Genomic DNA, 22,917 nt, shown 5'->3' with positions numbered 1-22,917 from the left:
CTTCGCAACCTCAGCTTCCTCGGTTCAGACCAGATGGACAACCTCCTGACAGACCACAGCTAGCGCGGCTTTTCCCCGGGGCCGTGTGCGTGGATCGCCAGCGCATGCACCGAGCCGGCGAGTTCCTGCGCCAGCGTCGCATTTATCATGCGATGGCGTTCGATCCGGCTCTTCCCTTCGAAGGCCGGAGACACAATATATACCCTGAAATGTGTCTCCCCGCCTGGCCTGTGGCCGGCGTGGCCCTCATGCAGATGTGACTCATCGACCACGTCGAGGCTTTCGGGCAAGAAAGCTTCACGCAACTTGTTTATGATAGCGTCTTTGGTGCTCATGGCGGCGGAGTTAGTTTCGCGGCGGCTTTTCGTCAATGGTACAAGCGGGAAACGAGGTCTGCGCAATGTCAAGACTTGAAGATTTGTGCATTGCGTAGTCAAAGAGATCATGCCGATCGATTCATCAAAATTCTTCGACTCCATTCGCATCAAGCCGACCAAGGTGAGTGCGAAGCGCCAGGCGCAGGCCGGCGAGCAGGCCGTGACCTGCGAGTGGGCGGGTTGCCAGAACAAGGGCGCGCACCGCGCCCCGAAGGGCCGCGAGAATTCGCGCGAGTATTGGCACTTCTGTCTCGATCACGTCCGCGAGTACAACCAGTCCTACAATTTCTTCCAGGGCATGAATCCTGACGACGTCGCGCGCTACCAGAAGGACGCGCTGACCGGCCATCGTCCGACCTGGAAGATGGGTGCCAACAACGGCAAGAAGGAGAGCGGTCTCGATGCCGCCTCCGATCCGTTCCACGTGTTCTCCGAGCTCAATGGCCGCGGCCGCTGGCGCCCCGGGCCGGGCGGCGCGGAGCCCAAGCCCGAGACCCGCAAGGTCATGAACGCCGAGCGCAAGGCGCTGCTGGTGATGGGCCTAGGCGCCGGGGCGACGCTGGAAGACGTCAAGTCGAAGTACAAGGCGCTGGTGAAGCAGCACCATCCCGACGCCAATGGTGGCGACCGCTCCACCGAAGATCGCCTGATCGAGATCATCAAGGCGTATAATTATCTGAAGACCGTGGTGCGCGAGGCCTGAGCTCTCGCTCTCGTCGCCCTTGCGAACGCAGGGGCCCATAACCTCCGTCTGCTATTGTCTGCACAAGGTGTCTGACCGACGGCCCTATTGATGGGCTGCGGCGTATGGGTCCCTGCGTTCGCAGGGACGACAGCGGAGAGCGTGGCTCCGCCGTCGTCCAACGGCGCAATTTTGTAGCCCGGATGAAGCGAAGCGTAATCCGGGACCCCTCTGACCGCGGTCACACCGTTCCCCGGATTTCGCTGCGCTCCATCCGGGCTACGGTTCGCGGTTAGCTCTCAACCCTTCGGCGCTGCGCCGACATACGAAGAACTCGGCCGGATCAGCCGCCCGGTGCGGCGCTGCTCCAGCGCGTGCGCGGTCCAGCCGGCGGCGCGGGCCACGGCGAAGATCGGCGTGAACGCCTGCCGCGGGATCTTGAGCCCATCGAGCAGGATCGCGGTGAAGAACTCGACATTGGTCTCGAGCGGCCGCTCCGGATTCTTCTTCCGCAACGCCTCGCGGATATAGGCTTCGACCTCGCCGGCAAACGGCAGGTCGGCGCCACTGGCCTCCAGGCGCTCGATCGCGACCTTCAGCACGTCGGCGCGCGGGTCGCGCACCCGATAGACGCGGTGGCCGAAGCCCATCAGCCGTTCGCCATGCGCCAGCGCGCCGTCGACCCAGGGCCTGATCCGCTCGCGGGTGCCGATCGCATCCAGCATCTCGAGCACCGGCTCGGGCGCGCCGCCATGCAGCGGACCGGTCAATGCGCAATAGCCACCGGTGATGGCCGCGAACAAATCGGCTTGGGTCGAGGCGATCACCCGCGTGGTGAAGGTCGACGCGTTCATGCCGTGGTCGCAGACCGTGACGAGATAGGCGTCGAGCGCGGCGACCTCGCGCGGCGCAGCCCTGCGGCCCAGCAGCATATGCAGCGTGTCGGCGGCGTGGCTGACATTCGGGTCCGGCGCGATCGGCGCCTGTCCCTTGGCTTGCTGCACCAGGGCGCCGGCGATCACCGGGAAGGCGCCGACAATGGTCGCCTCGTGTTCCAGCCCGTTCTCGCCGCGCAGGCCTGCGATCGCGGCCCGGAAGCCGTCGACGATCGACATGCCGCGCGTTGCCGGCAGCAGGTCGGCCAGCCGTGCGAAGGCGCGTTCGCGGGCAGCGCCGAGGCTGGCGCGGACGTTGGCTTCGCTCAGCGTCTTGCCGGTGGCGCCGTTCCACAGCCGCGCCGTGACGCCCTCGAAGCTCGACTTGCCGGCGAGGTTGGCGACGTGCTCGCCGGCGATGATGAGTTCGCCGCGCTCGCCGTCGACATGGCTCAACACGGTCTCGGCGGCGGGAACGCCGTCCAGACCGATCTGGCTCTTGGTGAGAATCATGTTCATGGCCCGATCTCCTTGCTTCACCTCTTCAAGGTCGGGCCTCTCGACGAGTTGATCAATCTTGATTATATAAATCAATATGAAAAAATCCGCCGAGCTTTACCTCTCCGCCCGGGAGGCCGCCGCCGAGCTCGCGATCTCGCCGGCGACCCTCTATGCCTATGTCAGCCGTGGCCTGATCCGCTCCGAGCCGTCGCCGGATTCGCGCAGCCACCGCTACCGCGCCGAGGACATCAGGGGTCTGAAGGAGCGCCGCGTGCCGTCACCGGAGCCGCGCGGCTTCCGCAATTTCGATGCGGATTTGCCGGTGATGGATTCGGCGATCTCGACCATCACCGAGCAGGGTCCGATCTATCGCGGCGTCAACTGCGTCGATCTCTCCCAGCGCGACACGCTGGAGCACACCGCGACGCTGCTGTGGGATGTCACCGGCGTCGATCCGTTTGCGCCGGACAATTGCCCGCATGTCTCCGATGAAATGCGTGCGATCGCCGAGGCCGCGCGGCGCGCCCAGCCGATCGACCGCACGGTCGCGGTGCTGGCGCTGGCGGCGAGTGCCGATCCCGGCGCCTTCACCCGCGCGCCCGATGGCCGCGCGATGGTCGGCGGGCGCATCTTGCGGCTGCTGGTCGCGACCATGCTGAACGCCGTGCCGTCGGCAGAGCCGCTCCACGAGCAGGTGGCGCGGGTCTGGACGCCCGACAACAAGCATGCGCCCGACCTGATTCGCCGCGCGCTGGTGCTGCTCGCCGATCACGAATTGAATGCCTCCACCTTCACCGCGCGCTGCGCGGCATCGACCGGCCTCAATCTGTACGACGCCGTGATTGCGGGTCTCGTCGCGTTGAAAGGCCCGATGCATGGCGGCGCCGGCGTGCTCGCCTCGCGCCTGGTCAAGACGATGATCGACAATGACGTTGCGCCTGTGGTGCGCGAGCGGGTCGCGCTCGGCGAGCGCTTCGCCGGCTTCGGTCACGGCGTCTACAAGAAGGGCGATCCGCGCGCGATCTCATTGCTCGAGGTGCTGACGCGGGCCGGCGCGCCGCGCAAATTCACCAGGGAAGTGCCGGACAGAATCGCGGAGGCGACCGGCGAATTCGTCAATATCGATTACGCACTGGCGGTGCTGGTGCATGCGCTGCGGATGCCCGCAGGCAGCGAGCTTGCGCTGTTCGCGATGGCGCGCAGCGTCGGCTGGATCGCGCATGCCAGCGAGCAGCTTCAGCTCGGCAAATTGATTCGGCCTCGTGCGCGCTATGTCGGCCCGGCGCCCGGGCGGGCCGGCACGACCAACAGCATTTAGGTCTTATTCTGCTGGCTTGGACGGCTCGATCAGGCCGCCGCCATGGCGGCGGCGGATGGTCCAGATCGCCAGCGCCACGATGACCGCGCCGCCCGCCACCGCGAACATCCATAGATGCTTGCCGACATGTTGATGATGCGGCAGGCCGGCATAGTCGTGCAGCGCGGTGACGGCGAGCACCCCGGGCAGCACGTGCGCCGGCGCCCAGAGCAGGATCGCGGGGATGTTGACCGCGTAGAAGCGCACCGGCGGCATGTCGAGCGCGCCGGCGGTGATCGGCACGAAGGCGCGAATCGGCGGCACGAAGCGGGCGAAGAACACCGCGAGCACGCCCCAGCGGTTGAAGAAGGCCACGCTCTGCGCGACCACGCGCGGGTAGTTGGAGAGCGGCCAGGCCGACAGTATCTCGCGCTGGCTGCGGTGGCCGATCAGATAGGCAGTGCCGTCGCCGAGCATGGCGCCGGCGGCCGCCGCGGCGAGCACCGGCGCGAGCTTCAATTCGCCGCCCGGGACCAGCGCGCTCAGCGCCAGGATAATGGTCGAGCCCGGCACCAGCGAGCCGACCACCGGGACGGCTTCCAGCAGGGCGGCCAGAAACAGCGTCAGGTAAGCGAGCCAGGCATGGGCCGAAACGAATGCGATCAATGGGTCAAGGAATGAAGTCACAGAATCCCTGGGTGGCGATGAAACAGGTCCGAGAGCTAACAACTCCGCGCCGGGTTGAAAAGTGCCCGGCCCGGATAGGCCGCCGTGGCGCTGCGGCGAAAGTACGGCGGGATTTGCAGAGCAGCCTTCCAAAAACCGAGTTTCGCGCCTATCTTTATGAAACAACGACGGAACTTTGATTTGCCCGTGGGCTTCTGCCGGCCGATGCTCTCTGCTAGGCTTGTGCGTAGCACCCCATCCGCAGCCAAATGACCTTAAATCTGGTTTCGGGAATGCCCGGGACCTCGGAGGATGAATGACGACCGCCGTCCAGACCAAAGAGCAAGAACCCGTCGGCTTGCCCGACATGAAGGTTTCGGTTCGGCAGGTCTTCGGGATCGATAGCGATCTGGAAGTTCCCGCCTATTCCGAAGTCGATCCGCATGTGCCGGAAGTCGACAGCGACTATCGCTTCGACCGCGCCACCACGCTCGCGATCCTCGCCGGCTTTGCCAAGAACCGCCGTGTGATGGTCACCGGCTATCACGGCACCGGCAAGTCGACTCACATCGAGCAGGTTGCGGCCCGCCTCAACTGGCCCTGCGTGCGCGTCAACCTCGACAGCCACATCAGCCGTATCGATCTCGTCGGCAAGGATGCCATCGTGGTCAAGGAAGGCAAGCAGGTCACTGAATTCCGTGACGGCATCCTGCCCTGGGCGCTGCAGCACAACATCGCGCTGGTGTTCGACGAATACGACGCCGGCCGTCCGGACGTGATGTTCGTGATTCAGCGCGTGCTGGAAGTCTCCGGGCGCCTGACGCTGCTCGACCAGAACAAGGTGATCAAGCCGCATCCGGCGTTCCGCCTGTTCTCGACCGCGAACACGGTCGGCCTCGGCGATACCTCGGGCCTCTATCACGGCACCCAGCAGATCAACCAGGGCCAGATGGACCGCTGGTCGATCGTCACCACGCTGAACTACCTCGCCCATGACGAGGAAGTCGAGATCGTGCTGGCCAAGGCGCGCCACTACCGCACGCAGGAAGGCCGCGACATCGTTAACAAGATGGTGCGGCTGGCGGATCTCACCCGCAACGCGTTCGCCAATGGCGACCTGTCGACGGTGATGAGCCCGCGCACGGTGATCACCTGGGCCGAGAACGCGGACATCTTCAACGACATCGGCTTCGCGTTCCGCGTCACCTTCCTCAACAAGTGTGACGAGCTGGAGCGGCCGCTTGTCGCCGAGTTCTACCAGCGCTGCTTTAACGTCGAGCTGCCGGAATCCTCGGTCAACGTGGCGCTCAGCTAGTCCATGCCGAAAATCTCCGTCGAGCGCACAGTCACACAGACGAAGAAGGCGGTGCTCGGCGGATTGCTCCGCTACAACAACGAGAAGATGGGGAAGCAGAAGTACAAGCGCTTCGCCATCTCGCTGCGGCAAGGCGACGAGATCGTCGGCGGCATCGTCGGCGAGGTCTGGACCGCGGTGTTGTTCATCCAGCTGTTCTGGATGGAGCAGAAGTTTCGCAACAAGGGCTTTGGCGCGAAGCTGATCAAGGCGATCGAAGACGAGGCGCGGCGCTTCGGAGCCACGCAATCCTATCTGGATACGATGAGCTTCCAGGCGCCGGGCTTCTACCGCGCCAATGGATATAAAGAGTTCGGTTCGATTGAGGGGTATCCCGGCGGCGTCACGCGCCACTGGTTTACGAAATCGCTATGACAACCTCCAATATCAAATTCCGTCCCGGGTCGAAGGAAGCGCCGACCGAGCCGTTCAAGCGCTCGGTGTCGGCGTGCCTGAAGGCGATCGCCAAGAAGCCGGAGCTCGAGATCTCTTTCGCCGCCGAGCGGCCCGGGCTTGCGCCCGGCAAGGCGCGGCTGCCGGAGCCGGCGCGCAAGATGACCAAGCGCGATGCGGCGATCGTGCGCGGCCACGCCGATTCGATCGCGCTCAAGATCGCCTGTCACGACCCCAAGGTGCATCGCAAGCTGATGCCGGGCAATCCGCAGGCGCGCGGCGTGTTCGAGGCGGTCGAGCAAGCCCGCGTCGAGGCGATCGGCTCGCGGCGGATGGCCGGCGTCGCCAAGAACCTCACCGCGATGCTCGACGATCATTTCCACCGCGGCAAGTATGACGAGATCACCGACCGCGCCGATGCGCCGCTGTCGGATGCGCTGGCGATGCTGGTGCGCGAGCGTCTCACCGGCATGGCGCCGCCCGCGGCCGCCAAGAAGATGGTCGATCTCTGGCGTCCGACGCTGGAGGACAAGATCGGCTCGCGGCTCGACCAGCTCAGCCGTTTCACCGAGGACCAGACGAGGTTCGGCGATCTCGTCCACGATCTGCTGTCGGCGCTCGATCTCGGCGACGACCGCAACATGGATTCCGACGACGACGAGGATCAGGACGAGAACCAGGACGGCGAGAGCGATCAGTCCGGCGCAGAGGGCTCGCCCGATTCGGACGCCGCGCAGGAGATGAGCGCCGATCAGGCCCAGACCACCGCGGACGAGATGAGCGAAAGCGCGATGGAGAGCGCGCAGGCCTCCACGTCAGACACGTTCGACGACGGCGAGCTCGGCGACGACGAGACGCCGGGCGAGGCGACGCGGCCGAATTCGCGCGGCCAGAACGAGCCGCGCGGCCCGGAATATCATGCGTTTGCGCCGAAGTTCGACGAGGTGATCGCGGCCGAGGACCTCTGCGACCACGACGAGCTCGAGCGCTTGCGCTCCTATCTCGACAAGCAGCTCGCGCATCTGCAGGGCATCGTGGCGCGGCTCGCCAACCGCCTGCAGCGCCGTCTGATGGCACAGCAGAACCGCGCCTGGGATTTCGACCTCGAGGAAGGCATCCTCGATCCGGCGCGGCTGTCGCGTGTCGTCACCGATCCCTATCATCCGCTGTCCTTCATGCACGAGAAGGAGGCGACCTTCCGCGACACCGTGGTGACGCTGCTGCTGGATAACTCCGGCTCGATGCGCGGCCGTCCGATCACGGTTGCCGCCACCTGCGCCGACATCCTGGCGCGGACGCTGGAGCGTTGCGGCGTCAAGGTCGAGATCCTCGGCTTCACCACCCGCGCCTGGAAGGGCGGACAGTCGCGCGAGGCGTGGCTTGCCGCCGGCAAGCCGGCCAATCCCGGCCGCCTCAACGATCTCAGGCACATCATCTACAAGTCGGCGGATGCCCCGTGGCGTCGTGCGCGGAAAAATCTCGGCCTGATGATGCGCGAGGGTCTCCTGAAGGAGAACATCGACGGCGAGGCGCTCGACTGGGCGCACAAGCGCCTGCTCGCGCGTCCCGAGCAGCGCCGCATTCTGATGATGATCTCCGACGGTGCGCCGGTCGACGACTCCACGCTGTCGGTCAATGCCGGCAACTATCTCGAGCGGCATCTGCGCCACATCATCGAGGAGATCGAGACCCGCTCGCCGGTCGAGCTGATCGCGATCGGCATCGGTCACGACGTGACGCGCTACTATCGCCGCGCCGTCACCATCGTGGATGCCGAAGAGCTTGGCGGTGCCATCACCGAAAAGCTCGCCGAGCTGTTCAGCGAGACCCACGGCTCGACGCCCGCACCGGGCACCCGACGCCGCCTCCACTCGTGAGACATGCGCTCACCCGTTAGCCGCCGCCATTTCCTGAGAGATGTGGCGGCGGGGCTGTCGGCCGCAGCATTGCCGCATCTCGCGCAGGCACAGGGCGCGAGCCAGCCGGCGCTGACGCCGGGACCGCCGGGCAGGCCGGGCCGTCACCGCGTCGATGAACCCGCCGCGGTCGAGGTCAACGCACGGCCGCTGCCGTCCTTCGACATCCGCGATCGCGCGCGGGTGCGGTTCGGTTCGCTGGAATACCGCAGCGGCCTGATCCTGACCTCGTCGTTCGCCGGCTTTGGCGGCCTCTCGGCGCTGCGGCTCGATCCCAAAGGCGAACGCTTCATCGCGGTCAGCGACCAGGGCACCTGGTTCACCGGCCGTATCCTCTATCGCGGCCGCGACATGATCGGGCTCGACGATGTCGAGGCGGCGCCGCTGCTCGGGGCCGACGGCCGGCCGATCACCGCGACCCGCGGCTGGTATGATTCTGAATCGCTCGCGCTCGACGGCTCCATTGCCTATGTCGGGCTCGAGCGGGTCAACCAGGTGCTGCGCTACGATTTTTCCAAGGGCTTCACCCGCTCGCGCGGCGAGGTGGTGCCGCTGCCGCCGGCGGCGCGCAAGCTGCCCATCAACAAGGGGCTCGAGGCGCTGGTCTTCGTGCCCAAAGTGATGGCCAAGGATCTGCCCAAGGGCAGGCGCTGGCCGGCACGCTGATTGCGATGTCGGAACGCGGGCTCGATGCGAGCGGCAATTTGATTGCCTTCCTGGTCGGCGGCAAGACGCCGGGCCAGTTCAGCGTCCGCCGCACCGAGAATTTCGACATCAGTGACGCGGTCCTGCTGCCGTCGGGCGATCTGTTGATCCTGGAGCGGAAATTCTCCTGGCTCGGCGGCGTCGGCATCCGCATCCGCCGCCTCGCGCTGTCCGACATGGCGCCCGGCGCCGTCGTCGACGGCCCGGCGATCTTCAATGCCGATCTCGGCAACGAGATCGACAACATGGAAGGCATCGATGCCCATGTCACCGCGGAGGGCGAGACCGTGCTGACCATGATCTCCGACGACAATTTCTCCCTGATCCAGCGCAATCTGCTGCTGCAATTCACGCTGGTCGAGTGAGGCTCACCTTCCCCCTCCAGGGGAGGGTGAACGGACGTCGTATCCGCATTGCTGATCTGCGCTCGGCCTGCGCGGCGTCCCCGCCTGTTGGTGATCGCAGCCGCGGTCTCTATCTTAAGCGCGCCCTTTCCCCGATCCGGATATCCCGCATGAGCACCCTGTTTTCCCCGATCGAACTGCGTGGCCTGAAACTCGCCAATCGCATCATGGTCGCACCGATGTGCCAGTATTCGGCCAATGACGGCTCCGCCAATGATTGGCATTTCACCCACATCAACACGCTGGCGCTGTCGGGCGCCGCGATGTTCTGCATCGAGGCCACCCATGTCGAGGATATCGGGCGGATCACGCCGGGCTGCCTCGGCCTCTACAGCGATGCCAATGAGGCAGCGCTGAAGCCGATCCTGGCCTCGGTGCGCAAGCACTCCAAGGCGGCGGTCGCGATGCAGCTCGCCCATGCCGGCCGCAAGGCCTCGAGCCAGCGTCCCTGGGAGGGCGGGCAGTTGATCCCAATTGCCGAAGGCGGCTGGCAGACGGTTGGACCTTCAGCTGTGCCGCACAAGGACGGCGAGGCTGCGCCGGTGGCGCTCGATGACGCGGGCCTGGCGCGCATCCGCGAGGCCTTTGTCGCCGCGGCGAAGCGCGCCGACCGGCTCGGCATCGACGCGCTCGAGCTGCACGCCGCGCACGGCTATTTGCTGCACCAGTTCCTGTCGCCGCTCGCCAACAAGCGCACCGACCGCTATGGCGGCTCGCTCGAGAACCGGATGCGTTTTCCGCTCGAAGTGTTCGACGCCGTGCGTGCTGTATTTCCGGACCGCAAGCCAGTCGGCGTCCGGGTGTCGGCGACCGACTGGGTCGAGGGTGGTTGGGACGTCGCGCAGACCATCGAGTTTACCAAGGAGCTGAAGAAGCGCGGCGTCGACTGGATGGATGTCTCCTCCGGTGGCGTCTCGGCGCTGCAGAAGATCCCGCTCGGGCCGGGCTATCAGGTGCCGGCGGCGCAGGCGGTGAAGGAGGCGACCGGCGTCACCACGATGGCGGTCGGCCTGATCACCGAAGCGAAGCAGGCGGAGGAGATCGTCGCGTCAGGGAAGGCCGACATGGTCGCGCTCGCCCGCGGCATGCTCTACGACCCGCGCTGGGGCTGGCACGCCGCCGCCGAGCTCGGCGGCGAGGTGAGCGCGCCGCCGCAATATTGGCGCTCGCAGCCCTCGACCCAGAAAGCGCTGTTCGGCAAGACCACGTTCGGCGCGCGGTAGGGATATATCGACCGCCAGGACCGCGATGTGACGAACATCGCGACGGCGTCATCGCGTTCGCAACTGGTGTCGCGATCGATCTCGCGGCAGCTCTTCGATGCGGGATGCTGTTCGACGCGAGGGCACGGATCGAGGCAGGCTAAAACGATCGATGCCGGCAGTGCTCTGCCGCAACGCGTTGAACCGGAACAATTGCCTTGCGGCATGGCCCCGTGCTAGAGGTCCGCTTGCATCAAGAGTTGGGGCGACGCCCAACGCCAACCTGCCAATCCGGGCAAGGTGGCACTCCCTTCAGGGAGGATGTGGCCGAGCCGGCAACCAAGCGGACCCCAGCCACCAGCGTCGTTCTCAAAGAAAGGAACGACGCGTCATGCCGATCAAGATCCCCGACGACCTCCCTGCTCGTGGAACGCTGGAAGCAGAAGGCGTCGTGGTCATGCGCGAGGCTGACGCGATACGGCAGGACATCCGTCCCTTGCGGATTGGGCTGCTCAATCTCATGCCGAACAAGATCAGCACCGAGACGCAAATCGCTCGCTTGCTGGGAGCCACCCCACTTCAGATAGAGCTGACGCTGGTACGGATCACCGATCATGTGGCGCGTCACACATCCGCCGACCATCTGGCGGCTTTCTATCGGCCATGGAGCGAAGTCAGCGCCGAGCGCTTCGATGGCTTCATCATCACAGGCGCGCCGGTCGAACGCCTGCCGTTCGAAGAGGTTCGCTACTGGCCCGAGTTGCGCATGATCTTCGAGTGGACGCAAACCCACGTCCACAGCTGCTTGACCATCTGCTGGGCCGCTCAGGCGGCTCTCCATCACTTCCACGCCGTGCCGAAGCACGAACTTCCCCGCAAGGCCTTCGGGATTTTCCAGCACCGCAACCTGATCCCGGCGTCGCCGTATCTGAGAGGTTTTTCAGACAGGTTCGACGTTCCCGTCTCGCGCTGGACGGAGGTCAGGATTTCAGACATTCCGGAAGGCAGCGGCCTGCACGTCCTGGCTGCTAGCGACGAGACCGGCCTTTGCCTCGTGAACGATCCGCATCGCCGTTCGCTTCATATCTTCAATCATTTCGAATACGAAGCCGACACTCTCGCGGACGAATATGCTCGCGATGGTAACGCTCAGCTGCCTACCAACTATTTCCCCGGTGACGATCCTTCGCGATGCTCGGAGAACGTCTGGCGCAGTCACGCCCACCTTCTGTTCGGCAACTGGATCAACGAAATTTACCAAACCACGCCCTTCGATGCCGCCGCGATCGGCCGCGCCTCGCCGGTGGTGTCCTAGCTCGTTACCTTTCACGACGTCGTCACGCCGGGTCTTCCTGTGCGCTGGAGCGAAGCCCCATCGCGACTATGCTGAAGGGGGCGCCCGACATGTGATTCCGGACCGGCCGTAGGTGACAAAACCATTGTTCTGCCGCAGCCAGGACAGGTACTCTTCGAGCGCGTGCGCAAGATACGCATCGAAACAAAGAGAGGAAACCCATGGAACTCGGATACTTCGCGATGCCGTCGCATCCGCCGGAGTGCGGACTGAAAGAGGGCCACGATTGGGACCTGCAGGTGCTGCGCTGGCTCGACGAGCTCGGCTATCAGGAGGCCTGGATCGGCGAGCACCACACCGCGCCCTGGGAGCCGCATCCGTCGCCTGATCTCTTGGTGGCGCAGGCGCTGCTGCAGACCAAGAACATCCGCATCGGCCCCGGTGGTTTCCTGCTGCCGTATCATCACCCGGCCGAGCTCGCGAACCGCGTTGCGATGCTCGATCACATCTCGAACGGCCGCTTGAACTTCGGCGTCGCCGCGTCGGGTCTGCCGAGCGACTGGGCGATGTTCAATGTCGACGGCATGTCCGGCCAGAACCGCGACATGACCCGCGAAGCGCTCGAGATTATCCTGAAGATGTGGACCGAGCCGGCACCCTGGACCCATAAAGGCAAGTTCTGGACGGTCACCAAGCCGGACACGATGTTCGATTTCCTGAAACCGCACATCAAGCCTCAGCAAGCGCCGCATCCGCCGATCGGCGTCGCCGGCCTGTCGAAGAACTCGGACACGCTGAAGCTCGCCGGCGAGCGCGGCTTCATTCCGATGAGCCTCAATCTCAATCCGGCCTATGTCGGCAGCCACTGGGACTCGGTCGAGGCCGGCGCCGCCAGGACCGGCCGCAAGCCGAGCCGCAAGGATTGGCGGATGGTGCGTGAGGTGTTCGTCGCCGACACCGACGCGGAGGCCTGGAAGCTGTCGACCGGCGACATGATGGGCCGGATGATGGGCGAGTATTTCCTGCCGCTGCTCGGCCACTTCGGCTTCAAGGATTATCTGAAGGCATCACCCGACGTGCCCGACAGCGATGTCACGGTGGAGTATTGCGCCCGCAACAACTGGATCGTCGGCTCGCCTGCGACCGTCACCGAGAAGATCGAGCAGATCTATCAGGAGGTCGGCGGCTTCGGCGTGCTCTTGGTGTTCGGCTTCGACTACAAGCACAAGCCCGAGGCCTGGCACAATTCGCTGCGGCTCTTGAAGCAGGAAGTGCTGCCGCGGCTGAAGCATCTCGACGCCTCGGTCGGCCGCGCGGCGTAGGAGGATGAGATCACGTGGGGCAGCGCAACGCTGCCCCACATTTCACGTCGTGACCCCGCCCGATGATCTTCGGACTCGGCATTGAAAGACGCTCGCTGAAATGCATGAGGCGGACGACGCAGCGTAGCAGCAGCCGGATCGATTGCTACCTTTGATCGATCAATAATCATTCCATGCCGCGATAGGTGTGAACTGGCGCACAAAAGCGTCACGAGGTCGCGGCCATTTGAGACGTGACGACTTTCGCGACGTGTCGAAAAGGCCTAGCTTGATTGGCGGCGCAATTCATTGATGAGGCATAGCGATGCGCAGCCGCGTCAGAAAATTTGCCCATGTCCTGGAGCGCTTCGGCCTTGCCCTGGCGGGCGCCGCAAGCGGCCTGTTCGTCGCCATCCATGTCGGCTCGAGCGTGTCGGCGCTGACCTCGCAGGCGTTCTTGCTGATCATGATGCTGGGCGGCGCGATCGGCTTCTATCTCGGCATCGACACGCCGCCAAAGCTCTTCCACCCGAAGGATGTCGCCTCGACGCGCAAGATCGACGCGGCGGAGCTGCTCAGCGCGATCGGCACCTTCCTCGCGACCATGGTGGCGTTCTTCTCGGTCGGTGTCGTGGTGCTGCGCAGCGAGCCGGACATCGCCTGGACCGCGGCGATCATGGCCGGTTGGGTGCTCGGCGTCGCCATGCAGATCGTCGCCGGCACGATCGCGCGCACCCGGATATGATTACACATCTCGTGTGATGCCCAATCCCGCGAGGTGCGTGTCGACGAACTGCGCGAGCCGCTCGCGCAGCTTTTCCGGCGGCACCGCGACCATGCGCTCCTCGAGGCCCAGCGAGATGATGCCGTGGACCGCGGAGAACATCATCCGCGACAGCAGCGCGACGTCGTCGGGATCGCGATCGGGCAATAGCCGCACCAGCGGCGCATGCATCAGCGCGAACGCATCCATCACCATCGCCAGGATATCCTCCGGAAACGGCCGGTCGTCCTCCATCCGGTGCTCGAACAGCGAGCGCAGCAGATTGGCGTGCTCGGTGGCGAAGCCGAGATAGGCCTCCGCGAGCCCGTGCAGCTGGCGCAGGGGATCGCCGGCCGGCACTGCCTTGAGTCGCGCGGTCAGGGCCTGAACGGTCTCCCGGTTCACGGTCAGGATCAGGCCGTCGAAGTCGCCGAACTCATTATAGACGCTGCCGATGGAGCAGCCGGTGGCCTCGGCGACGTCGCGAACCTTCAATGATCTCAAGCCTTTAGTTGCGATATGCCGACGCGCGATCTCGATCAGCAGAGCTCGGCGCTGAAGTTTTTTCCGGTCCCGTCGCGATTCTTCTTGAACAATGTTCATTTTCAAGCTACTAATTTGAGCGTTGCTCAAGTTGGCATAGGAGGCCACTCACATGCAGACCCTAGCACTTCAATTGACCACCACCTTCGTCGATGACGCGATCGAGCTCGTGAAGGGCTTTGGCCGCGCCATCCTCTCACTGGCGATGGAGCCGATCGAGCGGATCGCCCGTGCCTGCGACGTCGCAGGCGTGCTGGAGCAGCGGTGCGCCGATCGGCGCGCCAGGCGCCCGGCGGCACAGCGTGGCGGCCGCTGCAAGTCACGCAACTGCCGCTGGTCGCCGTTCGGCGGCCTGAGTGAACTGACCTGAAGCGCTCACCCCGCAATTGTCGCCGAAACCTCAACAAAGCGCTCACCATGTCCCCGCGACCCGATCTTGAGATCAATCAACCCAAGGTCTGGATAAGGTCTCGTACATCTCTGGCGGGCAATGTCTCCGCGGCCCGGCGCTTGCGGATGTGCGCCGGTTCGAACCGAACCATTGCGGAAAAGACTAAAGGCTGCGGGATATCAGTCATTTTCACCACGCCCACCATTCTCTGCCCCACGAATTCGCAGACCTGCCAGCGCCCTGCGCGCTAACCCAAGGAACCGGTCATGATCAAGGAATTGATGACGTCCCGCCGCTTCGCGCCGCTGTTCTGGTCGCAGTTCTGCTCGGCATTGAACGATAACGTGCTGAAGAACGCGCTGGTCATCATGCTGCTGTATGGCGTCGCCAATGAGCAGGGGCCGGCATTGGTCCAGCTCGCGGGTGCGATCTTCATCGCTCCGTTCTTCGTGCTGTCGGCGCTCGGCGGCGAGCTCGCCGACCGCTATGTCAAATCGGTCGTCGCGCGCCGGCTGAAGTTCTTCGAGATCTTCGCCGCGGCGTTTGCTGCCGCCGGCTTCTTCACCCATTCGATCCCGCTGCTGTTCATCGCGCTGGCGCTGTTCGGCATCGTGGCCGCGCTGTTCGGCCCGGTGAAATATGCTGTGCTGCCCGACCAACTGTCGGTGTCCGAGCTCGCGACCGGCAACGCGCTGGTCGAGGGTGCGACCTTCATGGCGATCCTGATCGGCACCATCGCGGGTGGCATGTTCGTCGCCGGCGCCAGCCACATGGGCTGGATCTGCGCCGCCGTGGTCGGCCTGTCGGTGCTGTCGTGGGGATTTGCATCGCGCATTCCCCTGACGCAGCCCTCCGCGCCCGATCTGCCGATCACCAAGAATCCCTGGACCTCGACCGTGCGCCTGCTGAAGTCGCTCTATGCCGAGCCGCGGTTGTGGGACGGCATGGTGATCGTGTCCTGGTTCTGGATGGTCGGTGCGATCGTGCTGTCGCTGCTGCCCGCGCTGATCAAGGAAGGCGTCGGCGGCACCGAGGGCGTGGTCACGCTGTGCCTGGCCGTGTTTGCGATCGGCATCGCCGCGGGTTCGCTGTTCGCCGCGCAGCTCAGTCATGTCCGCCCGAATCTCGCACTGGTGCCGATCGGCGCCATCGTGATGGGCATGGTCGGCCTCGACCTCGCCTGGGCGATTGCCACCACCTCGCTCGGCAAGGACGTCACCGCGGCCGCGTTCGCGACCTCGTTCGGTGGCTTCCGCATGCTGGCCGACTTCTTCCTGTTCGCGTTCGGCGGCGGCCTGTTCGTGGTGCCGTCGTTCGCCGCCGTGCAGGCCTGGACCGCGCCCTCCGAGCGCGCCCGCATCATCGCTGCCGGCAACATCCTGCAGGCCGGCTTCATGGTCGCCGGAGCGGTGTTCGTCGGCGCGCTGCAGGCTACCGGACTGCCGATCGCCTGGATCTTCTTCGGCCTTGCGATCGCGAGCTTCGGCGCCGTCTGGTTCGTGTTGACCAAGTGGGGCAAGGAGGGCGTGCGCGATTTCGGCGCGCTGCTGTTCCGCGCGCTGTTCCGTCTCGAGGTGCGCGGCATGGAGAACCTGCCGCCCGCCGGCACGCGGATGCTGATCGCGCCCAACCATGTCAGCCTGGTCGACGGTCCGCTGCTGCACGCCATGCTGCCGATCGACGCCAGCTTCGCCGTCGACACCGGCATCTCCAAGGCGTGGTGGGCCAAGCCGTTCCTGAAGATGATCAAGCACTACACGATGGATCCGTCCAAGCCGCTGGCCGCGCGCGACCTGATCAAGCTGGTCGCCGCCGGCGAGCCGGTCGTGATCTTCCCGGAAGGCCGCATCACGGTCTCCGGTTCGCTGATGAAGGTCTATGACGGCACAGCGATGATCGCCGACAAGGCCGATGCTGTGGTCGTCCCGGTCCGCATCGAGGGCGCGCAGCGTTCGCATCTCAGCTATCTCAAGAATGGCGAGACCAAGCGCTCCTGGTTCCCCAAGGTGACGATCTCGATCCTGCCGCCGGTGAAGCTGCCGGTCGACCAGGCGCTGAAGGGCAAAGCGCGCCGCAACGCCGCCGGCGCCGCGCTGCAGGACGTCATGATCAACGCCATGGTCCAGAACGCGATGCTCGACCAGACCCTGTTCGAGGGCCTCGGCCATGCCTATCGCGACCGCGACACCGGCAAGCCGATCATCGAGGACGCGCTCGGCACCAAGCTGACCTATCGCAAGCTGATCCTCGGCGCGCAGGTGCTGAGCCGCAAGCTCGAGCAGGGCACCGCTGTCGGTGAGAATGTCGGCGTGCTGCTGCCGAATTCGGCCGGCGTCGCCGTGGTGTTCATGGCGCTGCAGACCATCGGCCGCGTGCCGGCGATGCTCAACTTCTCGGCAGGTCCGGTCAACGTGCTGGCCGCGATGAAGGCGGCGCAGGTCAAGACCGTGCTGACCTCGCAGGCCTTTATCGAGAAGGGCAAGCTCGACAAGCTGATCGCGGCAATGGCCGGCCAGGCGCGCGTCATCTATCTCGAGGACGTCAGGGCCGGCATCAGCCTCACTGACAAGATCGCGGGTTTCCGCGCCGGCATCGCGCCGCGCGTTGCCCGCAACGCCAATGATCCCGCAGTCATCCTGTTCACCTCGGGTTCGGAAGGCACGCCGAAGGGTGTCGTGCTGTCCCACCGCAACATCCTCGCCAACGCGGCGCAGGCGCTGGCGCGGGTCGACGCCAACGCCAACGACAAGGTGTTCAACGTCCTGCCGGTGTTCCACTCGTTTGGTTTGACCGGTGGCATGATGATGCCGATTCTTGGCGGCATTCCGATCTTTATGTATCCGTCGCCGCTGCATTACCGGATCGTGCCCGAGCTGATCTACCAGACCGGCGCCACCATCCTGTTCGGCACCGATACCTTCCTCACCGGCTACGCCCGCTCGGCGCACGCCTATGACTTCCGCACGCTGCGGCTCGTCATCGCCGGCGCGGAAGCGGTGAAGGAGCGCACGCGGCAGGTCTACATGGAGCGCTACGGCATCCGTATCCTCGAAGGCTACGGCGTTACCGAGACCGCGCCGGTGCTGGCGATGAACACGCCGATGGCGAACCGCCAGGGCACCGTCGGCCGGATCTCGCCGCTGATGGAGTACCGCCTCGATCCGGTGCCCGGCATCGAGGAAGGCGGCCGCCTGTCGGTGAAGGGCCCGAACGTGATGCTCGGTTACCTCCGTGCGGAAAATCCCGGCGTACTCGAGCCGCTGCCGGAAGGCTGGCACGACACCGGCGACATTGTCACCGTCGATGCGCAAGGCTTCATCGCGATCAAGGGCCGCGCCAAGCGCTTTGCCAAGATCGCCGGCGAAATGGTTTCGCTGTCGGCGGTGGAGACGATGGCGACCGCGCTGTGGCCGCAGGCGATGTCGGTCGCGGTCACGCTGCCCGATCAGCGCAAGGGCGAGCGCATCGTGCTGCTCACCACGCAGAGGGATGCCGACCGCGCCGCCATGCAGCGCCAGGCCAAGAGCGTTGGTGCCTCCGAGCTAGCGGTCCCCGCCGACATCCGCATCGTCGACAAGGTGCCGCTGCTCGGCACCGGCAAGACCGACTATGTCGGCGCCACCGCGCTCGCCAAGGAACTCGCCGCCGCGCCTGCGCCGCAGGGCGAGCCCGCCGGCGAGGAGGGCGAGGCGGAGACGCTGCAGCAACACGTTGCATGAGTCCCGGCATGAGTCTTGGCATGAGTCTCGGCATGATGGTTGTGCTTTTCGGGAGCTTGTTGTCAGATAGACGGCAACTGCTCCCGAGAAAGCATGATCATGCTGGACAAACTGAACCCGGCTACGGCGGACGCGCCTGAACTCATCGCCGAGCGCTGGATCGGCGCGCTCGATGCGGCGCTTGCCGACCGCTCCGCTGAGGCTCTTTCCGCGTTGTTCGCGCCCGAGAGCCACTGGCGGAATATCTTCGGCATCTCCTGGCATTTTGCGACATTCAGCGGGCAACAGCGCGTCGTCGCCGAGCTGCTGGAGCGCGCTGCCGCGGTCAACGCGCGCGGATTTTGCCTTGATGGCCGTGCCTTGATACCGCGACGCGCCGTGGTAGCGGGGCGCGATGTGATCGAGGCCGTCTTCACCTTCGACACGTCGAATGGGCCGGGCACCGGCGCGGTCCGCCTGCTGCACGATGCGAGCGGAAATTCCGTGGCATGGACGTTCTCGGCGATGCTCGATTTCGATCGCATCTGCGACGCGCGCGCCGATCACGCCGGCGAAGAAACCCATGCGCGCGATTTCGCCGCACCCGACTGGCTGGAACAGCGCCAGGCCTCGCGCGCCTATGCCGACCGCGAGCCTTATGTGCTTGTTGTCGGCGGCGGCCATGCCGGCATCGCGGCTGCCGTCGAGTGCAAGCGGATCGGCCTCGACGCGCTGATCGTCGATCGCGAGCAGCGCATCGGCGACAATTGGCGGCTGCGCTATCGCGGCCTCAAGCTGCACAACAAAACGCCGGTCAACCTGTTTCGTTACCTGCCGTTCCCGCCGACCTTCCCGGACTACATCCCGAAGGACAAGATCGCGAACTGGCTGGAAAGCTATGTCGACATCATGGAGCTCGACTTCTGGACCGAGACGTCGTTCGAAGGCGCGCGCTATGACGACACGGCGCAACGCTGGACGGTGACGCTGCAACGAAGCGACGGTTCGCGCACGCTGCATCCGAAACACATCGTGCTCGCAACCAGCGTTAGCGGCACGCCGAACATCCCAACCATCCCCGGCATCGAGCGCTTCGACGGCAAGGTGCTGCATTCCAGTCAGTTCGCGGCGGGACGGGAATGGGCTGGGCGCTCGGTGATCGTGTTCGGCACCGGCACCAGCGCGCATGACATCTGCCAGGAGCTGCATGCGGCCGGCGCCGACGTCACCATGATCCAGCGCAGCCCGACCATGGTGGTCAATGTCGAGCCGGCACAGCTCTATGACAAGACCTATCTCGGCGACGGTCCGCCGATCGAGGTGCGCGACGTCCTCAATTCCGGCGTGCCGCTGCCGGTGATGAAGGTCGCGCACAAGATCATCACCGACGAGGTGAAGCGGCTCGATGCGGAGCTGCTGTCGCGGCTGGAGCGTGCCGGCTTCCGCCTCGAATTCGGCGAGGACGGCACCGGCTGGCCGCTCAAGTTCCGCTCGCGCGGCGGCGGCTACTATTTCAATGTCGGCTGCTCCGAGCTGATCGCCGACGGCAAGGTCCGCCTGATCCAGGCCGCCGACATCACTGATATCACCGCAACCGGCCTCGCGCTGAAGGACGGCACCTCGCTCGCCGCCGAACTGTTCGTGCTCGCCACCGGCTACAAGGGCCCCGACCACCTGGTCGGCAGACTGTTCGGCGAGGACGTCGCCGCGCGTGTCGGCCGTGTCTGGGGCTTCGACGATGCGACGCAGGAGCTGCGCAACATGTGGACGCGCACGCCGCAGCCCGGCCTCTGGTTCACCGGCGGCGCGTTCTCGCAGGCCCGCATCTACAGCCGCTTCATCGCGCTGCAGATCGCCGCGATCGAGGCCGGCACGCTTTCCAAGCACCTGACCTGAACTGCAAGCACTGACCTGAAGGACTCCCATGCCGCTCCCGCTCGATGCCATCATTGCCAACATCATCCCGCTGCTGCCGCTGCGCGATCCCGCCACCATGACGCCGCAGAGTGCGCGCGATTCGCTGCGCGCGCTGGCCGAGGCGCGCAAGGCGGTGCCGCCGCCGCCGGTCGATGTTGCCAGCGACATCGAGGTGCAGGGCGCCGGCGGCAAGCTCGCCGCGCGGCTCTATCGCAACGGCCGCGGCACGGCGCCGACCGTGATCTTCTTCCACGGCGGCGGCTGGGTCGCCGGCGATCTCGAGACCCATGACCGCCAGGCCCGCAACCTCGTGATCGAGACCGGCGCGGTGGTGATCTCGGTCGATTACCGCCGCCCGCCGGAGACGCGTTTTCCCGGTGCGTTCGAAGATGCGTTCGCCGCGGTCCGCGATGTGGTCGCGCGCATCGGCGAATTCGGCGGCGATCTCTCGCGCGTCGGTGTCGCCGGCGATTCCGCGGGCGGCAATCTCGCCGCCACCACGGCGCTCGCCTGCCGCGACACCGGCATCGCGCTCGCCGGGCAGCTGCTGGTCTATCCGGTCACCGACGTGGTCGGCAATTTCGCCGACGCCGTAGAGAACGCAAAATTCCCGTCGCGCGCCGAGAATGCGGAGGGCTACTTCCTGTCGCGCGCGGTGATGGAATGGTTCTGCGGACATTATCTCGCGAACCCTGCGCAGGGTGCCGACTGGCGCGTCTCGCCGCTGCGCGCGACGAGCCTCAAGGGTGCCGCGCCGGCGGTGGTCACCACAGCCTGGTTCGACCCGCTGCGCGACGAGGGCCATGCCTACGCCAAGGCGTTGCAGGCGGCCGGCGTGCCGGTGACGTATCACGCGGGCGAGGGGCTGATACACGGCTATTTCGGCCTCGGCGATGCCTCGGACGCCGCGCGCGCTGAGGCGCAGCGCGCGCGGGCTGATTTCCGGGTGCTGCTGGAGCGGGGGGTGTAACTCCTCCCTCACCTCCTCTGGACTCGCGGCGCGTTACCAAAATATCGAAAACAACCCCATGCAAAGGGCCGGCGGGGCAGGCGTCCGACCAGGCGGTTTGACACGTCGGGCAACTCACGGGTATATTTCTAATATTCCGAAATCGAGTTGGGGGGAGAGTCTAATTTCTCCCCGTCGTCCTGGCCAAGCCAACGGGTCGCGCGGACGCGCGCCCGATGACAGGCTCCGCGCGAGCTGGGACCCATAACCACAGGGCGTAGTTGTGGTGCGCCGCTGTGGCCCCAGCTCGCGCTATCCCTACGTCCTGGGGTAATGGGTCCCGGCCTTCGCCGGGACGACGATGTGGATGGTTTCGCGTTCTAAAACTTCCTCCTCAACAAGTCCCCCTCACTTCCCCCTCAATCATTCCCGATCGTGTCGCCGAACAGCTGCCAGGTTTCGCCGTTGAACTTCTGCAGCCGCATCGCTTCGACCGGGAAATAGTCGGTCGGGGAGGTCTTCACCTTGATACCGGGCAGGAACATCGGCAGCGCGATGTCGAGGTTGGCGGCCTGCTTCATGATGTTCTCATGGGTGAGGTCGTCGCCGCATTGCTTCAGCACCTGCACCGTCGCCTCCGCCACCACATAGCCGTAGACGATCAGCTGGTCCTGCAGATTGCCGTCCGGAAAGTAGCTCTTCATGAAGTCCTGCCAGGCGATCACGTCCGGATCCGTCTTCCATTGCGGATCGTTCGGATCCTTCAGCGAGTAGGACGAGATGATGTCCTTGGAGTATTCGAAGCCGGCCGGCTTCAGCACCGAGGACACCGACGTCGAGGTCGCGGCGAGGAAGAACAGGTCGGGCTTCCAGCCGATCTCGCCGATCTTCTTGATCGCCTGCGCCGCCTGTTTCGGGATCGCGTGCATGAACAGCACGTTGGCGCCGGAGGCTTTCAGCTTCACGATCTGGCTGTCGACGGTCGGGTCGGTCGATTCATAGGTCGTCTCCGCCACCACCATCTTCGCGGTGTTCTCTGCGCCCAGTCCCTTCTTGAAGCCGTTGCCGTAATCCTTGCCGGCGTCGTCGTTCTGATAAAACAGCGCGATCTTGGCGTCGGGCTTCTGGGTCAGCACATATTTGGCATAGACCGCGGTCTCGGCCTGGTATGACGGCTGGAAGCCGATCGACCATGGATAATGCGCGTAATCGCCCCACAGCGTGGCGCCGGCGCCGACGAACAGCTGCGGCACTTTCTTGTCGTTGAGATATTTGCGCACGGCAAGGCCCGTCGGCGTGCCCAGCGGATTGAGGATCGCGGCGACCTCTTCCTGCTCCACCAGCTTGCGGGTCTGCTCCACCGTCTTCGGCGGCGAGTAGCCGTCGTCGAGCGTGATCAGGTTGATCTTGCGCCCGTTCACGCCGCCCTTGTCGTTGATCATCTTGAAATAGGCGGCCTGCGTCTTCGCGATCACGCTGTAGGCCGACGCCGCGCCGGAGAACGGCGAGGTCTGTCCGAGCTTGATTTCGGTGTCGCTGGCGCCCGCGCCGTATTTCTTCTCGGCGGCGTGCACCTGCGTTGCGAGCGCAAGCGTGAGCGCTGCCGTGATGGCCTTCCAGATCATCGTGAGCCTCCCTGTGGCTTTTTTGTTTTGTTCGCGAGGGAGAGCTTACGCAGGTCGGGGGAGG

Annotated in this window: 18 protein-coding genes, 1 pseudogene and 1 riboswitch; of the genes and pseudogenes, 14 read left to right on the top strand and 5 right to left on the bottom strand. The window is 65.2% G+C overall.

All coding sequences use genetic code 11. From position 1 onward, the window contains the following. Positions 1-59: 59 nt before the first annotated feature. A complete protein-coding gene (locus QDT69_RS29685) occupies positions 60-335 on the bottom strand; it encodes a BolA family protein (protein ID WP_028338206.1) in 276 nt (91 codons plus the stop codon). A gap of 109 nt (positions 336-444) precedes the next feature. Between QDT69_RS29685 and QDT69_RS29680 the strand changes: the two genes are divergently transcribed. Then, positions 445-1,080, top strand: coding sequence for a DnaJ domain-containing protein (locus tag QDT69_RS29680; RefSeq protein ID WP_021082239.1), 636 nt, complete (start codon positions 445-447; stop codon positions 1,078-1,080). Positions 1,081-1,358: 278 nt separating this feature from the next. On the opposite strand, the gene QDT69_RS29675 is transcribed toward QDT69_RS29680, so the two are convergent. After that, the gene (locus tag QDT69_RS29675; RefSeq protein ID WP_279710014.1) at positions 1,359-2,453 is read right to left on the bottom strand and encodes a citrate synthase/methylcitrate synthase; all 1,095 of its coding nucleotides are present in this window, start codon (positions 2,451-2,453) and stop codon (positions 1,359-1,361) included. A gap of 76 nt (positions 2,454-2,529) precedes the next feature. Here QDT69_RS29675 and QDT69_RS29670 point away from each other — a divergent pair, with 76 nt between their 5' ends. Further along, positions 2,530-3,753, top strand: coding sequence for a citrate synthase family protein (locus tag QDT69_RS29670; RefSeq protein ID WP_279710013.1), 1,224 nt, complete (start codon positions 2,530-2,532; stop codon positions 3,751-3,753). Between the two features lie 3 nt (positions 3,754-3,756). Here QDT69_RS29670 and QDT69_RS29665 read toward each other — a convergent pair whose 3' ends face one another. Further along, on the bottom strand, positions 3,757-4,419 hold the full coding sequence (locus QDT69_RS29665; RefSeq protein WP_279710012.1) for a DedA family protein: 663 nt from the start codon (positions 4,417-4,419) through the stop codon (positions 3,757-3,759). Between the two features lie 295 nt (positions 4,420-4,714). Between QDT69_RS29665 and cobS the strand changes: the two genes are divergently transcribed. From cobS to QDT69_RS29625, 8 genes and pseudogenes are all read left to right on the top strand, one after another. Next, positions 4,715-5,713 (top strand): cobaltochelatase subunit CobS, encoded by a 999-nt coding sequence (gene cobS, locus QDT69_RS29660; protein ID WP_279710011.1) that lies wholly within the window; start codon positions 4,715-4,717, stop codon positions 5,711-5,713. Positions 5,714-5,716: 3 nt separating this feature from the next. Further along, complete coding sequence (locus QDT69_RS29655) at positions 5,717-6,127, top strand: GNAT family N-acetyltransferase (RefSeq protein ID WP_095731654.1); 411 nt, start codon at positions 5,717-5,719, stop codon at positions 6,125-6,127. Next, positions 6,124-8,022, top strand: a complete 1,899-nt coding sequence (gene cobT / locus QDT69_RS29650) for a cobaltochelatase subunit CobT (RefSeq protein WP_279710010.1) — start codon at positions 6,124-6,126, stop codon at positions 8,020-8,022. Before QDT69_RS29655 ends, cobT begins: the two co-directional genes overlap by 4 nt. A gap of 3 nt (positions 8,023-8,025) precedes the next feature. After that, positions 8,026-9,131: pseudogene (locus QDT69_RS29645) on the top strand (esterase-like activity of phytase family protein). A 149-nt stretch (positions 9,132-9,280) separates the two neighbouring features. Further along, the gene (locus QDT69_RS29640) at positions 9,281-10,393 is read left to right on the top strand and encodes an NADH:flavin oxidoreductase/NADH oxidase (RefSeq protein WP_279710009.1); all 1,113 of its coding nucleotides are present in this window, start codon (positions 9,281-9,283) and stop codon (positions 10,391-10,393) included. A 224-nt stretch (positions 10,394-10,617) separates the two neighbouring features. Then, positions 10,618-10,725: riboswitch (SAM-I-IV-variant riboswitch) on the top strand. Positions 10,726-10,763: 38 nt separating this feature from the next. Next, on the top strand, positions 10,764-11,687 hold the full coding sequence (gene metA / locus QDT69_RS29635; protein WP_279710008.1) for a homoserine O-succinyltransferase: 924 nt from the start codon (positions 10,764-10,766) through the stop codon (positions 11,685-11,687). 200 nt (positions 11,688-11,887) lie between these two features. After that, a complete protein-coding gene (locus QDT69_RS29630) occupies positions 11,888-12,988 on the top strand; it encodes an LLM class flavin-dependent oxidoreductase (RefSeq protein ID WP_279710007.1) in 1,101 nt (366 codons plus the stop codon). Positions 12,989-13,292: 304 nt separating this feature from the next. After that, a complete protein-coding gene (locus QDT69_RS29625) occupies positions 13,293-13,712 on the top strand; it encodes a hypothetical protein (protein WP_279710006.1) in 420 nt (139 codons plus the stop codon). Here the strand turns inward: QDT69_RS29625 and QDT69_RS29620 are convergent, their stop codons facing one another. Beyond that, entirely contained in the window at positions 13,713-14,333 is a 621-nt protein-coding gene (locus tag QDT69_RS29620) for a TetR/AcrR family transcriptional regulator (protein ID WP_279710018.1), read from the bottom strand. 52 nt (positions 14,334-14,385) lie between these two features. Between QDT69_RS29620 and QDT69_RS29615 the strand changes: the two genes are divergently transcribed. The 4 genes from QDT69_RS29615 to QDT69_RS29600 all read left to right on the top strand — a co-directional run bounded on the left by QDT69_RS29615 (position 14,386) and on the right by QDT69_RS29600 (position 21,249). Beyond that, positions 14,386-14,643: a hypothetical protein gene (locus QDT69_RS29615; protein WP_279710005.1), complete on the top strand. Its 258-nt coding sequence runs from the start codon at positions 14,386-14,388 to the stop codon at positions 14,641-14,643. 287 nt (positions 14,644-14,930) lie between these two features. Continuing rightward, the gene (locus tag QDT69_RS29610) at positions 14,931-18,383 is read left to right on the top strand and encodes an acyl-[ACP]--phospholipid O-acyltransferase (protein ID WP_279710004.1); all 3,453 of its coding nucleotides are present in this window, start codon (positions 14,931-14,933) and stop codon (positions 18,381-18,383) included. Positions 18,384-18,482: 99 nt separating this feature from the next. After that, positions 18,483-20,258, top strand: coding sequence for an NAD(P)/FAD-dependent oxidoreductase (locus QDT69_RS29605; RefSeq protein WP_279710003.1), 1,776 nt, complete (start codon positions 18,483-18,485; stop codon positions 20,256-20,258). A gap of 28 nt (positions 20,259-20,286) precedes the next feature. Further along, on the top strand, positions 20,287-21,249 hold the full coding sequence (locus QDT69_RS29600; RefSeq protein WP_279710002.1) for an alpha/beta hydrolase: 963 nt from the start codon (positions 20,287-20,289) through the stop codon (positions 21,247-21,249). A gap of 398 nt (positions 21,250-21,647) precedes the next feature. On the opposite strand, the gene QDT69_RS29595 is transcribed toward QDT69_RS29600, so the two are convergent. Beyond that, the gene (locus QDT69_RS29595; protein ID WP_279710001.1) at positions 21,648-22,853 is read right to left on the bottom strand and encodes an ABC transporter substrate-binding protein; all 1,206 of its coding nucleotides are present in this window, start codon (positions 22,851-22,853) and stop codon (positions 21,648-21,650) included. Positions 22,854-22,917 lie beyond the last annotated feature (64 nt).

This window comes from Bradyrhizobium sp. CER78, from assembly GCF_029846235.1.
In the GTDB taxonomy this organism is placed as follows: Bacteria; Pseudomonadota; Alphaproteobacteria; order Rhizobiales; family Xanthobacteraceae; genus Bradyrhizobium.
The sequence above is the reverse complement of the archived record's forward strand: the minus strand, read 5'-3'. Positions and strand labels throughout refer to the sequence as shown.

What these genes read in the sequence shown, in the direction of transcription:
- cobS (WP_279710011.1), top strand. Translation starts at nt 4,715, where the DNA reads ATGACGACCGCCGTCCAGACCAAAGAGCAAGAACCCGTCGGCTTGCCC.
- QDT69_RS29625 (WP_279710006.1), top strand. Translation starts at nt 13,293, where the DNA reads ATGCGCAGCCGCGTCAGAAAATTTGCCCATGTCCTGGAGCGCTTCGGC.
- QDT69_RS29675 (WP_279710014.1), bottom strand. Translation starts at nt 2,453, where the DNA reads ATGAACATGATTCTCACCAAGAGCCAGATCGGTCTGGACGGCGTTCCC.
- QDT69_RS29620 (WP_279710018.1), bottom strand. Translation starts at nt 14,333, where the DNA reads ATGAACATTGTTCAAGAAGAATCGCGACGGGACCGGAAAAAACTTCAG.
- QDT69_RS29615 (WP_279710005.1), top strand. Translation starts at nt 14,386, where the DNA reads ATGCAGACCCTAGCACTTCAATTGACCACCACCTTCGTCGATGACGCG.
- QDT69_RS29630 (WP_279710007.1), top strand. Translation starts at nt 11,888, where the DNA reads ATGGAACTCGGATACTTCGCGATGCCGTCGCATCCGCCGGAGTGCGGA.
- QDT69_RS29670 (WP_279710013.1), top strand. Translation starts at nt 2,530, where the DNA reads ATGAAAAAATCCGCCGAGCTTTACCTCTCCGCCCGGGAGGCCGCCGCC.
- QDT69_RS29600 (WP_279710002.1), top strand. Translation starts at nt 20,287, where the DNA reads ATGCCGCTCCCGCTCGATGCCATCATTGCCAACATCATCCCGCTGCTG.
- metA (WP_279710008.1), top strand. Translation starts at nt 10,764, where the DNA reads ATGCCGATCAAGATCCCCGACGACCTCCCTGCTCGTGGAACGCTGGAA.
- QDT69_RS29680 (WP_021082239.1), top strand. Translation starts at nt 445, where the DNA reads ATGCCGATCGATTCATCAAAATTCTTCGACTCCATTCGCATCAAGCCG.
- QDT69_RS29655 (WP_095731654.1), top strand. Translation starts at nt 5,717, where the DNA reads ATGCCGAAAATCTCCGTCGAGCGCACAGTCACACAGACGAAGAAGGCG.
- QDT69_RS29595 (WP_279710001.1), bottom strand. Translation starts at nt 22,853, where the DNA reads ATGATCTGGAAGGCCATCACGGCAGCGCTCACGCTTGCGCTCGCAACG.
- QDT69_RS29610 (WP_279710004.1), top strand. Translation starts at nt 14,931, where the DNA reads ATGATCAAGGAATTGATGACGTCCCGCCGCTTCGCGCCGCTGTTCTGG.
- QDT69_RS29640 (WP_279710009.1), top strand. Translation starts at nt 9,281, where the DNA reads ATGAGCACCCTGTTTTCCCCGATCGAACTGCGTGGCCTGAAACTCGCC.
- QDT69_RS29685 (WP_028338206.1), bottom strand. Translation starts at nt 335, where the DNA reads ATGAGCACCAAAGACGCTATCATAAACAAGTTGCGTGAAGCTTTCTTG.
- QDT69_RS29605 (WP_279710003.1), top strand. Translation starts at nt 18,483, where the DNA reads ATGCTGGACAAACTGAACCCGGCTACGGCGGACGCGCCTGAACTCATC.
- cobT (WP_279710010.1), top strand. Translation starts at nt 6,124, where the DNA reads ATGACAACCTCCAATATCAAATTCCGTCCCGGGTCGAAGGAAGCGCCG.